We start from the raw sequence: 14,389 nt of genomic DNA, 5'->3' as shown, positions 1-14,389 counted from the left end.
AGAAGGTCGTGTTCCCTCCGGCAGAAATGGTGGCGTTGCTTGGCTGGCCCGTGATCGCTGGCGGCGTTTTATCGATTGTGAAGCTGACGGTCGTCGAATTGCCCGCCGCATCCGTCACGACCAGGGTGTACGCGCCGTCCGCACTGACGGTGCTTCCGCTGGTGAAGGCTGCGCTGTTCAGCATCGCGGTGCCGTCACTAATCGTTATCGTGCGATCGGTGTTGTAACTAGCACCGTTCATCACACCTGTAATTGTCGGCGGCGTTTTGTCAATCGTGAAGCTGACGGTAGTCGAGTTGCCCGCCACGTCAGTTACGACCAGCGTAAACGCTCCCTCAACACTGACTATGGTACCGCTTGAAAAGGCTGAACTATTTAACGTCGCGGTGCCTTCATTGAATGTGATTGTGCGGTTGGTATTATACAAACCGCCGTTCGTTACGCCGCTGACAATCGGCGCCGTTTTATCGATTGTGAAGATAATCGTTCGCGAATTGCCAGCCGCGTCCGTTGCAATCACCGTATGCGAGCCCTCGGCACTGACGGTGCTGCCACTGGTGAAGGCTGCGCTGTTCAGCATCGCGGTGCCGTCACTAATCGTTATCGTGCGATCGGTGTTGTAACTAGCACCGTTCATCACACCTGTAATTGTCGGCGGCGTCTTGTCGATCGTAAAATGCACCGTCGTCACATTATTGGCGGTATCGGTAACAATCAGCGTGTAGACACCTTCCGCGCTGACGGTCCCGCCATTGGCAAACGCAGAACCGTTCAGCGTCGCCGTACCTTCGTCAAACGTAATCGTGCGATTGGTGCTATACAAACCGCCCTCCGTTACCCCGGTAACGACAGGAGGCGTCGTATCCCCCGCCCCGGTAAAAATCAATACCGGTGTATACGTTGAATTTTCACGGGGATACACGGTAAAATAGGCTGTTTTATTCGTGCCTAACCGCCCGGTCAACATAAAAGTAAGATCCGTAGCCCCAAGGGAAACTTTGTTGGTCACGTAGGAGGTGACGTCAAAGTTTAAGCACCCGAGCAGTGTATTCGCGATGGGCGTACAGCCCGGTGACGTCGTATCCACTTTTGTCGCATTGATAACCCCAGTGTTACTGGCCACTAGAATGTCTTGCAGGGGGTTCAGCAAGTTGTCGCCGTTGCTTGCAGGGAAGTTGGCAGTGTTATTTCCCAAATTTTCCAACCAGGTCGTATTGTCGGATGCTGTAAGCGTAGCGCGAACATCATCCGGACTGGAGTTGGTGTAGACATAGGGAACGTATACCCTTAATACTACCTTGGATATGGAAGCCGGCAAGCCCGTATTGAGCTGGTCAAAATTGATCGCCGTTTTCTGATCCAGGGCATCAATGTCCGGTCCGACAACGTTAACGTTGACATTGGCCGCTCCCGGAATAAAACTATTAGCCGGGAAGCCTGTTGGATACGTCCCAAAAGTGTCAATAAAGACATCTTTGTTGGCAGGCTTTTTCACATCGCCGCTGGCCGCCTCGGCGCGCGGGACGCTCCAGAGTGGCTGCAGCCAGGAAAATAGAAGTGCAAAAACCAATACAATGGATAACCTTTTGGCCAAGCTGTTCACCTCATCACCTTATTCATTCACAGACTTAGCGCCAAGCTTACTTGGCACTAATGTCTCTTGCACTATAAGTAAAAAAATTCGACAACGGTTTACAGGATCCTTCTATTTATTACAATATTATATTAATAATAATTAACCATATAGGATTATTTTAACTTTATTTTAGAAGTCCAAAGGGACTACCACGCTGCTTCGTCTCTCCTTGCAAAAATGATTGAGTAGGTGGCCACCCGTTAATTGAGTAGCCGACCTCTCACACACCGTTCGTACGTACCGTTCGGTATGCGGGGCTGAGAGGCTAGGCCATGGCAACATCGCAACTCAGACCTCAAGTTACGACACTCATAAATTACTTGGTTATTCAGAAGAAATACAGAAGAATGCCGAAAGCCCCGCAGACGCTGTTCGTAACTCCGCTAAAATCGTGCAGTGGAAAAATCGCGGCTTAGGCAAGAATAAAAACGGTCTTGCTCTAAACTCGAATGTCTTCGCAAAATATATTTTAAAGAGAGTTCACCTTGTTCAGTTGATGAACGGACAATTTTTCGCCTATTGTTTTACTGAAGGAGTTTATCTTGGGTTGGATGAAAGGGTACTCAAAGCTATTTGCCGGGATATTCTTCTCGAAGCCGAACCTGATATCTGATGTCGGAAATGGGAGACAGAGTACTTTGAAGCATTAAGGCGCGAGACTCCAGTTGTTGAGTGTATTATTAAATCTAACTAATGGGGTGCTCGATCTGTACAAAATGAAATTGGTTGAGCACAGCTCTGAATATCTCTCCACTATTCAAGTCCCGTTTGCTTACAATCTGGATGCCGATTGTCCGTTGTTTAAATTCGTTTCTTCGTGATATTTTCGAGGAAGATGAGGACCCGTCAAGTTGGTTCAAGAACTGTTAGGCTTTCATTTTGTCGGTTCAGGGTCAAACGGTAAAAGTGTGTACTCGCAGAAATAATTCATAATCTAGTCGGACTTAATAACGTATCGAATGTCCCACTGAGCGGGTTAGGCAAGCATTTTGGGATGCAGAACTTACCGGGCAAACTCGTTATTATTTCAAGAAATTCAGATCAAGCCAAAAAAAAATCGCACTTACGTATTGCTATCTTGACTGTTTGACAGTCTCGGCAATCTGTAAGTGCGCTTTTTTATGTTTTGATGCCCCGAAATCCATTCAATTTGGGACAGCATGTTTTACAAAATTTCAGCACCAACAATCGGTTTAGGCGTCCCCGTTATTTGTCAATGCGATGTGTTGACACTACGCACTCCACATGGGACGAGTGCAAACGGTAGATAAACTGAGATGTTCAGTTTTCACCCAACACGACATCTACATCAAAATTAGGCGATTCAGAACGAATCACCGCCGCAACATAGTTAGGGGCAACCGATCAAGTGTCCGCTATTCTAAAATGAAAGGTGTCGCTTTTATATATTGATATAATATCAACCCATTATTTTAGTGATACAGATGTGAAGTTGTCTCAGTAATTTATTATTGCTTTAATTCTTCGCACTCCAGATGACGAGCTTTCCTCTTTCAATATATTAAAAGAACCAAGCTCACCTGTGTTCAACGTGTGTGGTCCTCCACAGATTTCTTTTGAGTAGCCATCTATTGAATAAACTTTAACTGTTTCCCCGTATTTTTGGTCGAAAACACCTATCGCACCTAATGACTTTGCTTCATCAACAGTCATCTCATTGCACTCAACAGGAATATTCTTTGAAATAGCCTCATTGACTATTTGAGAAACCTTAATCAGTTCTTCATTAGTCAGCTTTCTATCAAAAGAAAAGTCAAATCTAAGGCGTTCCGGAGTAATGTTACTTCCTCTTTGATACACATCATCACCCAATACTTGCCTTAGTGCCGAATTTAGTAAATGTGTTGCCGTATGCAATTTTGTTGTCTGTACACTATTGTCTGCCAGACCACCTTTAAATTTACCTTCTGCACTACTTCTGGATTTTTCCTGATGCTCAAGGAACTTACTATTGAAGCCATCAATATCCACTAAAATGCCTTTCTCGGTGGCAAGCTCAACAGTAAATTCTATTGGAAATCCAAAAGTATCAAACAATCTGAAAGCCAATTCGCCCGTGAGGGTACCACCATCAGAAATATTGTTGAAAAAATGCTCAGCTTTTTTTATTCCTCTGTCTAGTGTGGATATAAATGAAGTATATTCCTTCTCAATTTGTTCAAGAATAAACTCCTTGTTAGTTTTAAGCTCTGGGTAAACAGGTGAATTAATCTCAATAATAGTATTAATAACATCGTGCAGAATATTGTTTATTACCCCTATTTTTCTGAGATGACGGATACTTCGTCTTATCAGCCTTCTGACTATATATCCTTGTTCCGTATTAGACGGCACAACTTTCTTAGGGTCGCCAATAATAAACGTAGCTGCTCTTAAATGGTCAACTATAATTCGGAAACTTTTTATGTTTTCTTTTGAACGGAAAATATTTGTCAGTTCCTCTATCCTTATGATAATTGGTTCAAATAAATCCGTTCCATAATTACTTGAAACATGATTATAAACTGCCAATATACGCTCGAGACTCATTCCTGTGTCTACATTTTTCTGACTTAGAACAATAAAATGACCTTCATCATCTTTGTTATACTGCATAAATACATTGTTCCATATTTCCACAAACCGTCCGCAATCGCAAAGAGGGCTACAATCATCTCCGCAGGGTTCTTTCCCTGTATCATAAAATATCTCAGTATCTGGTCCACACGGTCCAGTTTTCCCTGCAGGTCCCCACCAATTTTCTTTCATACCTCCGTAGAATATCTGGCTTTCATTAAGACCGACATTTTTCCAACATTCATAGACCTCTGTATCCTTGGGTATTTCTTCATATCCACCAAAAACAGTAACTGCAAGTTTACAAATTGGAATACTTAACACCGAAGTTAAAAACTCGAAGCTCATCGTAATCGATTCATTCTTGAAGTAGTCTCCAAGTGACCAGTTACCAAGCATCTCAAAATAGGTATGGTGGAACTCATCTCCAACCTCGTCAATATCGTCTGTCCTTAGGCACTTCTGAGCATTAACTAGGCGCTTGCCTTGAGGATGCCGCTCTCCAAGTAAATAAGGTACTAACGGGTGCATACCTGCCGTAGTAAACAAAACACTCGGGTCATTATCCGGAAGTAATGAGGCTGACGGAAATTCTTTGTGACCTCTTTCAATGAGGTATTTGATAAAGGTTTCTCGCATTTCTTGAGCTTTCATAATAATCTCCTTTCAAAATAAAAACGCCCCAAGCCGAATAGATCGACTTAGGGCGAACAATTCTGTCCGTGTTACCACCTAAATTCGGAGGAAACCCTCCGCACTCCGCCAACGCAGGCATAAACCTATGTTGATTTCCCTTTTTACGGCGGAAATAGAGTCTCCGTTGAAGTCTACTTGGATATAATCCGTTCGGTTCACAGCTCCGGGAGGGCTTCTGAATTGCTTCTGTGAAGATTTGCACCAACTATCTTCTCTCTGAAACATCAACAATACTTACTAATTCCCATCATAGCCTTAATATTAAATTTACAATATTTTACCATTTCAGATTAACAAATACAAGTCATTTAGCAAGTGTTTTTTTATTCTGTCAGTTTTTTGTATTTTCCACAACCACAGAAACAGGCACCCAGCTCCTAATACACTTATTTTTCTCCTTTTCATCCACCTGCTCAAATACTGTATGTTTAGAAAGGTGCTTAAAATCAAGGATTTCTACGAATCTTTGCGACATAGTCCTGCCACAGTCTCTATATGCACCGTATGCGGAAACATATCTACCGGCTGCACCTCAACCGTGCGGTAGCCGCCGTCCTCGAGGATCCGTAGGTCGCGGGCAAGGGTAGCCGGATTGCAGGAAACGTAGACGATACGCTCGGGACGCATGGCGATCATCGTTTCCAGGAGCTCAGGCTCGCAGCCCTTACGGGGCGGGTCCACGACGATGACGTCGGCGGTGATGCCAGCAGCGCGCCATGCGGGAATGACCTCCTCGGCTTTGCCGACGGCAAAGCTGACGTTGTGGAGGTCATTCAGCTCCGCGTTGCGGCGGGCGTCGGCAATGGCTTCCGCGACGATTTCGACGCCGTGGACGTGGCCCGCCTGCCGGGCCAGGAACAGCGAAATGGTGCCGATGCCGCAATAGGCATCGATGACCGTTTCGCTTCCGGTTAGCCCGGCGTAGTTCAGCGCGGTCCTGTACAGAACCTCGGTTTGCACCGGGTTCACCTGGTAAAATGACCGCGCAGAGATGGCGAATTTCACATCGCCAATAAAGTCATAGATGACGTCGCTGCCCCACAGCACGTCAGTATGGTCGCCGAAGATGACGTTGGTCAACTTGGCGTTGATGTTTTGGCAGATGCTTTTGACGCCGGGTACCGCTTCACGGATTTCGCTTACAAGCTGCTCTTTATTGGCGAAGTTCGCCTGCCGGGTGACCAGAACGACCATGATGTCACTGGTTCGGAAGCCGATTTTAACAATAACGTGGCGCAGCTCGCCATGTCCGGTTTCTTCATTGTATGGCTTGATTCCGAGCCGCCTGGCGATTGCCTTCACTTGACTGACAACCCGATCATTATCCTCGTGCTGGATCAGACAGGCCTCCATGTCGATGATCCGGTGGCTACCCTGGGCATAGAATCCACCCACCAAGCCGCCGTCGATTTCCCCGATGGGAACCTGGGCTTTATTGCGGTACTGCCAGGGGTTGTCCATGCCGCTAACAGGATGGACGACGATGCCATCCTCAGATGAACCCGCCACATTCAGCTTCCCGATCCGCTCCAAAGCATCCACCACGATTTGCCGTTTATGCCTTAATTGCCCTTCGTAGCTCAAATGCTGAAGCTGGCAGCCGCCGCATTGGTTGTAGATCGGACACGGTGCAGCAATGCGATCCGGACTCGTCTCCACGACCTCCAGCAGCTTGCCGAATCCGAATTGTTTCTTCAAGCCGATGACTTTGGTCCGGACTTGCTCGCCGGGTAGAGCGCCTGGGATGAACAGAGTAAACCCGTTTACCCGTCCCACGCCTTCTCCGTCGTATCCGAGGCCAACGATGTCGGCGATATATTCTTCGTTTTTCTGTACTGGCAAGTCAATCAAGGCAGACGACGGCGTTTTTTTGCCGCTTCTTGCTTTCGAGCTGCCTGTCCGTTTATTCATAAGTCATCACCATCCGAAACTTTATGCTGTCCCTTCAACATGAAAAAAGGGGCTGAAAGAAGCCCCTGTGCTTTATTATCCACTTTTGCGTTTGCCGCGCCTACTCTTCCCCGTCCGGGATGCGGCCGCGGATGACGAGGCGTTTGTTCGACTTGTATTTGGCAGCGCCGGATTCGTCCACGAAAATGTCCAGGTGCTTGTGCAGCACGGAGATTTCGCAGGGGAGCGTGCCGCCGAGCTCGCCGTCCAAGTTGAGTTGGACATAGTCCGGAGAAGTGATCTTCACTTTCTGTGTCTCCAGATAAATGACGTTAGGGTCGTTCAAGTGATCACCGCGCATGGCCGAGGTGACAAGGCGGACGAATTCCGCCAGGTTGCATTTTTTTAGGATGAAGAGATCGATCAGACCGTCGTCCAGAGAGGCGTTAGGCGCCAGCTTTTCGAAACCGGCGACGGATTTACTGTTGGCGGCAAGAAAGAGCATAATGTCTTCCTCGATTAACCGATCGTCGGTCTCGATGGCCACATGGATTGGACGAAAACGGGGGAGTTTTTCCAAACCTTTAACGTAATAAGCCAATTGCCCGAGAATGGTTTTAAGCCGACTCGGTACCTCGTAGGTCAGCTCCGTCATGGAGCCTCCGCCCGCAATATTGATGAAATATTTCTGATTAATCTTCCCGACGTCGATGCTTTTGCTGTGCTGCTGCAGGATAATATCGCAAGCTTTGTTCCATTGGCGGGGAATTCCCATCGCCCGGGCAAAATCATTCGTCGTGCCCAAGGGCAAGATACCCAGCTTAGGGCGGTTCGGCTGCTCTGCGAGCCCGTTGATTACTTCGTACAGGGTTCCATCTCCACCGGCGGCAATGACGATATCGAAGCCCCTCTCCACGGCGTCCCTTGCGGCCAGTGTGGCGTCTCCTTCACCTGTTGTCGCATGGGTAGAGGTTTCCAGACCGCCTCTCTCCAGCTTCTGCAGGACATCGGAAAGCCTGCGCCGCATTTCTTCCCGCCCCGATGTGGGATTATAAATCAGTCTTGCTCGCTTCACCATCGTTCTACCACCTTGTTTCAATATCCTTCCGATTTATCATTATCTGTATGTATGTTCTATGTAATTATCAATTGAGAAAATATCCCGCTTTCTCTTCGATCCACCGGGATACCAGCGGATGTGGCAGCATGCCTTCGCCATTATATCGGCATACCCAGCCTTTCATTCGTGAAGGAATGACCGTTTGGGTAAAAAAGCCTTCCCCCATAAAAAGCGGAGCCGCCAACACAGCCTTCCCCGGATAGTGGCGGGTGATTTCTGCAAGCCGTGTACCCAACTCGTCTGGAAGCAAGGTAGCCGTTTCGGCTCCGGCGAACCCGCCGAGAAGACGAACCCGACCCGCCAGTCTCTCTAATGTACCCCGCCATTTTTCATAAAATCCCGGCTCACCGCTGCCATGGCCAATTAAAAACAAAATTTCCTCCGATGGCACTTGAGACATCGGTTCTATTTTATCATAAATGATTTGCGCGACGATAGGATCATCATCCACCGGACCTGTCCAATGAATACGAGCCTTCATCGGCAATGGTTTTAGCTCCGTCTCCGTCGAAGGCGAAGGTACAACTCCAAGAGAGTAGGCAATCTCATCCACATGGGTGCTGCCCGCAGACACAAACAGAGGCACCGCGATGATATCGGTGACCCCTTTGTCTTCCAACTCTCGGATTCCATCGGAAATGAGCCGCCCGTCAACAATTTCCAGAAAACAGGAAACAACCGGGATATCGTCGGGTAGACGAACCCCGGCTGCCGCTTCATCCACCTGCCGCACCCATTCCGGGCTTCGCGAACCGTGGCTGATAATCAGTAAGCCAAATATTGCCATAGAAGCCGCTCTCCCGATCGCTTCGTGCGATCTTTCGTGTGCACAAAATACATGCTTCCATGCTATCGAATCCCGTAAGACTTGTCAATAAAACGGATCAGTTGTGCGATTAGCGTCCCAACCGTTCCAGCGTCATTTTATAGCCATCGTTGCCGTAGTTCAAGCAGCGCTTGACCCGAGAAATCGTCGCCGTGCTGGCTCCAGTTTCGGCTTCGATCTGGTTATACGTATTGCCCTTGCGCAGCATGCGTGCAACTTCCAGCCGCTGAGCGAGGGATTCGATTTCATTGACCGTACACAGGTCATCAAAAAAGATGTAGCAATCTTCAACGGACTTTAAAGTCATGATAGCTTCAAATAATTGGTCAATGGATTTATCGTTGAGTTTTTTCAGCTGCATAATGAGGAATACCTCCGATGAAATAGCATTTAGGTTCCGCTACCCGTATCATAATTCTCTCTGTAGAATTTTACAACTATAAAATTTTTCAGCGTTAGTGCACTAAAATCTCTTGCCCAAAAGTTTACACGGCAAGCCGGGGCATACGTCCATGCAAAGGGAATGCCCACCTCATAAATTATAAGCAAAAGCCCGGTACAGTCAAACGCATGATGCCGAGGATAAACAGCTGACGTCGTCCATAAAGGATGAGCGACGTTTACTGTAGCGGCATAAGGCTAAGTATAGTGGAACTTTTACATTCTTATAGAGCAGAAAAGGGTGTGAACTTATGATGAATGGCTATTATCAGCCTGATCGCCTCCAATACCCCGTGCCGCATAATCCGCAGCGCCAAATAACCGCAAACGTGCGGGCGTTTCAAGGAGGAGAGTTCGGCGGAGGAGTGCCCGGGGGATTTCCCGGCGGGTATCCGCAAGCCGGTTTTTTTGACGGCGGCTTTGGGGGGGCGCCCTTTGGCGGTGGCTTTCCCGGAGCTGCCGGTGGCTTCCCCGGCGGAGTTCCTGGAGGTGCCAATCCAGGCGGAGGGGGATTTTTAGGCGGAGCCGGGGGTGGCGGAGGAGGAGGAGGCTTGCTTGGCGGCTTATTCGGTGGCGGCGGCGGAGCTGGAGCCGGCGGAGCCACTGGGGCTGCCGGAGCCGCCGGAGCAGGCATGAATTTGGGGCAGCTGCAAGGCTTGCTCAAAAGTATGGGAGGAATCGACGGTATCCTGGGTACGATGACCAAGGTACAAAAACTCTTTGGTTCCTTCCAGCAGATGGCGCCGATGCTCAAGCTTTTGGCAGGCAGCTTCGGCAAGGCATCCGTAAAGGAGAAAAGGGTAGCATTCGACGGCCTCCCCGCCGGCAGCCGCCGCCGTAAGAGTAAGGGCCGCAAATCTAACGGGCGTGGCGGCGCTCGCAAAGGTAGCCGTTCCGGCAGCCGCAGCCGGAGGCGCTGACACTTTCCATCAGGGCTTTCCGTTCACTCGGCTGCTGCCGAATCGGAAAGCCCTAATCCTTCACAGGGAAGAGGACAGGCTGCCCCAATGCGGCAGAGCGAACCGCCCCATCCGTCAGTAGAAAGGTTTTCAAATTGTCACCGATGTCCGTTTCCCCTGGGCGGTTTTCCCTCAGCGAATCGAGAAATTCCCGCAGTACGGCGTGACGGCTTTGTTTTTCGTCGCCAGGCCCGGGTCTAAAGGTTTCCGATCCTTCCTCCGTGTGGATGACGATGTGATTTTCCGTCAGCTCCATCATCGCCTTTTCCCCTTCAATCCGCCAATCACCCTTCCAATCTGTAAACTTGCCGGCTTCATCCAGACTGCCCCGATAGGAGGCGTGAATATCGCCGAATTCCATGAGGACACTGACGTTGCTATTGGCTTTGTACCAGCTCCACTTCGGCTTCCAAGCATGGGCGAACACCGACGTCGCTTCCCGGCCGATCAAATACCGTAAGCAATCCAGATGATGAATGGCCACATCAAGGAGCAGCGGATGCTCCATCTCTACCAAGTAGTTTAACAAGCGGTGGCAGCGGTAAAAATCAACGGAAAGCTTGTTCAACCTCCCGATTCGGCCTTCATTCAAAAAGCGCTTCGCCGTGCGGAACAGCCAATTATAGCGGTAGTTTTCATTGATCATGAGTTTCAGCTTCGCCACGCGAAAATCGCTCTCCAGCTTTTCCGCTTCTTGATAGCTTACGGCTATCGGTTTCTCGCACAGCACCGGGATTCGCAGATCCAGAGCGAGCCGGTTGATCCGGGTATGGGAATCCGGAGAGGAAGCATTGACGATAAATTCAGGGCGGATCGATTGCAAGGCTTCCCCGATATGCTTATACAAACCTGCCTGCTCCATCCCCGGAAGTGCAGAGGCTGCCTCCAGCTTTGGCATATTATGATCGACGACGCCGATTACCTCCACTCCCTCGGTTTGCAATAAAATCTCTTCCAGCCAACTGAACCCGTATTGCCCCAGTCCGATATGCAAAGCTTTCATCCCGTTCCCTCCCAAATTTGCTTATTAGCCTATTTACCCATTTTCTCCCGTTCGCTCCATCTAGATTCTTCCACGACCGATTTTCTGTCATTTTGCGGTTCATAAAGGATGCAGGAAAATGGCGGCGCCAGAAGCTTTTTTGCTACAATGGAAGAGAGAAAAACAGAGGCGCTGCGGTCTATTGCCGTTGGGGGGACAAGGGATGAAAGCGAAGGCTGTACTCATATTGCTAGGAATATTGGTGGGAGTCGGGCTGCTGGTAGGTCTCCTTCTTTACGGAAGCATGAGGAATAACGAGAAGACGGCAGAAATGCCGCTACCTGGGGCTGATGCAGCCAAACAGTTCGTACTGGATAAAGGGCTTCTCGCAAACGTTCAGGAAACTTCGACGTTGCGCAGTGGTGGCCCGGTGTTTCTGGAGCTGAAGGGAACGGATGGTGCCGGCGTGGACAAGACCGTTTGGGTCGCCGGAAAAAGCAGCCAGATCAAAGAATACGGAGCAGTCTTAACCCAAGATGGCGTTAGCCGGGAATCGATTCTTGCGAAGCTGAAAGACAAAGGCATCACGGAAGATCAAGTCCGCGACCTGTTCATTACGCCTTATGATTACACCTCAGGGAAGATCACCTGGTTTTTCCGGGAAAAAGGCGACCGCAAGCATATGATCTGGTTTGATTACACAACCGGCGAGCAGGTATGGGAAGGCTACGAGGACCCGACTGCCTGGAAGTTGACTGGCAATTGAAATCCACAAAAAAGACCGCTTCCGGTGAATTACCGGAGGCGGTCTTCATATTTCCATTGAATTAATCGCGAGACAAGCCGAGGAGACGCAATACGTACAGGAATAAATTGAGGAAATCCAGATACAGAGTAATGACGGCACGGGGAATATCTTCATCCGCCAAACCGTGCTTCATCCGGGAAATATCGAACAGAATGTAGCCGGAGAAAATGAGCGTGCCGAAAACGCAGATGATAGGACCTGCGAAGCTGCCGGTAAACATGCCGATGATGCTGAAGCCGACAAGGGCGATCAGGCCCATGAATAGGAAGCCGCCCAGGAAGCTGAAATCTTTTTTGGACCAGTAAGCGTAGGCGGTCAATCCGGCAAACATGGCCGTCGTGATCAAAAAGGCTGTATTAACCAAGGTAAAGCCGCCGACACTGGCATAATAAGCAATAGTCGGATAGAGGGTAATGCCACTGATAAAGCAGAAGCCGAAGGTGAACCCGTAGCCGATGGCTTTTTTCCGGCGGCGTACAAAAATCGCGGAGATCAGCATGACGAATTCCACGATGATCAGAGGCATAAAGAGCACGGGTGGAACCGCAATGCCGGCTAACGTGCCGATAAACGAAATCAAAATCGAGAGGGTCAGCATCTTAAGCAGCTTGTGGAAGGATGCGTTATACTCCCGCTCGTAGCTCACGACCGATTGGTTTTGCTCGAAGTCCAAGGATATTCCCACCTTTTAAGGAGTTGGTAGCCATTCTTCTTTTCATTATACCATGAATCAGGTGAAAAATATCCTTGCTGCCGAGACCTTACGGTTTGTCCGAGCTATCCAGCTTTTTTCCCCACCAAGCGACACCTGCGTCGTTCAAGCCGGTAAACACCAATGTGGGTCGGTTCAGCTCCCAATCCCAAGAGGGCAAGAGCATGACTTTTACACTTGTTTCGCCGTTTCCGTCCGAATTCAAATGAAGGGTTACGGTATGATCCCCGTCAAAGGTCCACGTATCCCCGCTGTCCTCTAGCCCGATTTTTCCGCTTGGCAGCAGCTTCAAGGATTCCGACTCCACTTGCCCGTCGATCATCGTAAGCTGCTCGACGGTTTCCCACTCCCCGGCAATCTCCTTTTTGGGGATAACTTGTACCTTCTCTCCCGCATAGCGTTCCGGCGAAACCACCGGCCAGCCGTCCTCGGTCCAAAGGATTTTACGGACATGAAGGTACATCCAGTTGGTGTCCTGCTCCGGCCGGGCATGATGCAGGATGTAATAATCGTCTCCGTCCTGGAGAACGGAGTTGTGGCCCGGGGCTACCCAGCCCGGATCTTCCCCGAAACGGTAGCCGCCGAGGATCTTCGTGCCGATGTCAAATTGGGCTTCATATTCCGTATCCGCCAAGTTCCTTCCATTATAGTCGACGTACGGTCCGGTTATGGAATCCGCCCGGCCGACCCGCACATTATAATCAGAAGAAAGAGAATCGTAGGAGGCGAACAAGTAGTATTTTTTAAACTGGGGATTGTAGACGATATAGGGCCCTTCCACCGCTCCCGACTCTTGCGCCGTGCTTCTTGCCGCGACGAGTGTTCCCGGTCCGCTCTCTTTAAGCTTACCTGTTGAAGGATCCAATGGCAGAATGTGAATGCCCGAAAAGAAAGATCCGTAAACAAACCAAGGATTGCCATCCGCATCTCGAACGATATTGGGGTCGATGGCATTCTGTTTGTCTCCGAGCCCCGTCTTGATCACTTCTCCCTCGTCCGTCCAGGGACCTTCCATCGAGCTTGCCGTCGCGAGTCCGATAAACGACTGGTTAGAGCCGAAGGTGGACGAAGCGTAATAGAGATAGTAGCGGTCGCCGAACTTGGCTACATCCGGCGCCCATAAAGTCGGCCCTTTCGTCCATTCATAGGCTTCCTTGGGAACGCCGTCAAAGACGCGGCCCACCCACTGCCAATGAATCAGATCCTTGGATTTCCGCACCATAATCCCGGCCTGAGCCGGACCGCCGACTTTTACGTCTGTAGATACGACGTAATAGGTACCGTCCTCCGTTTTGATCACCGAGGGATCGTGGGTATTGGTGGTCGTCCACGCTGACTCGTTATTGTTGTTGGCTGTATCAAACAATCGGGTATCCGGTGGCTCGACAGGATAGGTCACCGTTACCGCCTCCTTTTTGCTTATATTCATGCAGCCTGCCAATAATACGACAGAGACGGCGACGCCGATCACGGCGGCAAATGTTTTTTTCATAGACGTCTCTCCTTCGCAAAAAACCGCCGACTGCCCGGCAAGCGCTGAGCAACCGACGGATTTTCGGTATTGATATGAAATTAGCCCTTGATCCCCGTAATGGCCACCGATTCGATAATCTGCTTTTGGAAAATGATGAATACCAACAGCATCGGCAGAAGAGCGATAACGGATGCAGCCATAATCAGCGGATAGTCCGTTTGAATGGCGTAAGTCGCGTTGAGGGTTGCGATCACGAGCTGCAGCGTTT

General features: G+C 49.5%; 12 protein-coding genes, 2 pseudogenes and 1 other annotated feature. Of the genes and pseudogenes, 4 read left to right on the top strand and 10 right to left on the bottom strand.

All coding sequences use genetic code 11. The annotated features are described in order from the left end of the window. Positions 1-1,594: pseudogene (locus tag TJ79_RS07680) on the bottom strand (hypothetical protein); the annotation flags it as partial. 433 nt (positions 1,595-2,027) lie between these two features. On the opposite strand from TJ79_RS07680, the gene TJ79_RS28030 reads away from it, so the two are divergent. Then, positions 2,028-2,249: a hypothetical protein gene (locus TJ79_RS28030; protein WP_238322878.1), complete on the top strand. Its 222-nt coding sequence runs from the start codon at positions 2,028-2,030 to the stop codon at positions 2,247-2,249. 52 nt (positions 2,250-2,301) lie between these two features. Beyond that, on the top strand, positions 2,302-2,457 hold the full coding sequence (locus TJ79_RS28655; RefSeq protein ID WP_081756773.1) for a hypothetical protein: 156 nt from the start codon (positions 2,302-2,304) through the stop codon (positions 2,455-2,457). Between the two features lie 637 nt (positions 2,458-3,094). Here TJ79_RS28655 and TJ79_RS07675 read toward each other — a convergent pair. The 5 genes from TJ79_RS07675 to TJ79_RS07655 form a co-directional block, all read right to left on the bottom strand. Beyond that, positions 3,095-4,867 carry an alanine--tRNA ligase gene (locus TJ79_RS07675; RefSeq protein ID WP_040949712.1) on the bottom strand — a complete coding sequence of 591 codons (1,773 nt, stop codon included), beginning with the start codon at positions 4,865-4,867 and terminating at the stop codon, positions 3,095-3,097. 45 nt (positions 4,868-4,912) lie between these two features. Next, positions 4,913-5,169: a binding site (T-box leader), on the bottom strand. A gap of 196 nt (positions 5,170-5,365) precedes the next feature. Further along, complete coding sequence (gene rlmD / locus TJ79_RS07670; RefSeq protein ID WP_040949711.1) at positions 5,366-6,820, bottom strand: 23S rRNA (uracil(1939)-C(5))-methyltransferase RlmD; 1,455 nt, start codon at positions 6,818-6,820, stop codon at positions 5,366-5,368. 100 nt (positions 6,821-6,920) lie between these two features. Continuing rightward, positions 6,921-7,877: a diacylglycerol kinase gene (locus tag TJ79_RS07665; protein WP_040949710.1), complete on the bottom strand. Its 957-nt coding sequence runs from the start codon at positions 7,875-7,877 to the stop codon at positions 6,921-6,923. 67 nt (positions 7,878-7,944) lie between these two features. Further along, positions 7,945-8,706 (bottom strand): sirohydrochlorin chelatase, encoded by a 762-nt coding sequence (locus TJ79_RS07660; RefSeq protein WP_040949709.1) that lies wholly within the window; start codon positions 8,704-8,706, stop codon positions 7,945-7,947. 109 nt (positions 8,707-8,815) lie between these two features. After that, positions 8,816-9,106 (bottom strand): YerC/YecD family TrpR-related protein, encoded by a 291-nt coding sequence (locus TJ79_RS07655; RefSeq protein ID WP_040949708.1) that lies wholly within the window; start codon positions 9,104-9,106, stop codon positions 8,816-8,818. A 331-nt stretch (positions 9,107-9,437) separates the two neighbouring features. On the opposite strand from TJ79_RS07655, the gene TJ79_RS27720 reads away from it, so the two are divergent. After that, positions 9,438-10,106 (top strand): hypothetical protein, encoded by a 669-nt coding sequence (locus TJ79_RS27720; protein WP_052339379.1) that lies wholly within the window; start codon positions 9,438-9,440, stop codon positions 10,104-10,106. Between the two features lie 52 nt (positions 10,107-10,158). On the opposite strand, the gene TJ79_RS07645 is transcribed toward TJ79_RS27720, so the two are convergent. Continuing rightward, positions 10,159-11,148 (bottom strand): Gfo/Idh/MocA family protein, encoded by a 990-nt coding sequence (locus tag TJ79_RS07645; protein ID WP_040949707.1) that lies wholly within the window; start codon positions 11,146-11,148, stop codon positions 10,159-10,161. 202 nt (positions 11,149-11,350) lie between these two features. Between TJ79_RS07645 and TJ79_RS07640 the strand changes: the two genes are divergently transcribed. Then, positions 11,351-11,893, top strand: coding sequence for a hypothetical protein (locus TJ79_RS07640; RefSeq protein WP_040949706.1), 543 nt, complete (start codon positions 11,351-11,353; stop codon positions 11,891-11,893). A gap of 61 nt (positions 11,894-11,954) precedes the next feature. On the opposite strand, the gene TJ79_RS07635 is transcribed toward TJ79_RS07640, so the two are convergent. The 3 genes and pseudogenes from TJ79_RS07635 to TJ79_RS28535 form a co-directional block, all read right to left on the bottom strand. Then, a complete protein-coding gene (locus tag TJ79_RS07635) occupies positions 11,955-12,608 on the bottom strand; it encodes a Bax inhibitor-1/YccA family protein (RefSeq protein ID WP_040949705.1) in 654 nt (217 codons plus the stop codon). Positions 12,609-12,696: 88 nt separating this feature from the next. Further along, positions 12,697-14,076, bottom strand: a complete 1,380-nt coding sequence (locus TJ79_RS07630) for an arabinan endo-1,5-alpha-L-arabinosidase (RefSeq protein ID WP_052339380.1) — start codon at positions 14,074-14,076, stop codon at positions 12,697-12,699. A 143-nt stretch (positions 14,077-14,219) separates the two neighbouring features. After that, positions 14,220-14,389 (bottom strand): annotated as a pseudogene (locus TJ79_RS28535) (carbohydrate ABC transporter permease); the annotation flags it as partial.

The sequence above is a fragment of the Gorillibacterium massiliense genome (assembly GCF_000455485.1).
In the GTDB taxonomy this organism is placed as follows: Bacteria; Bacillota; Bacilli; order Paenibacillales; family NBRC-103111; genus Gorillibacterium; species Gorillibacterium massiliense.
The sequence above is the reverse complement of the archived record's forward strand: the minus strand, read 5'-3'. Positions and strand labels throughout refer to the sequence as shown.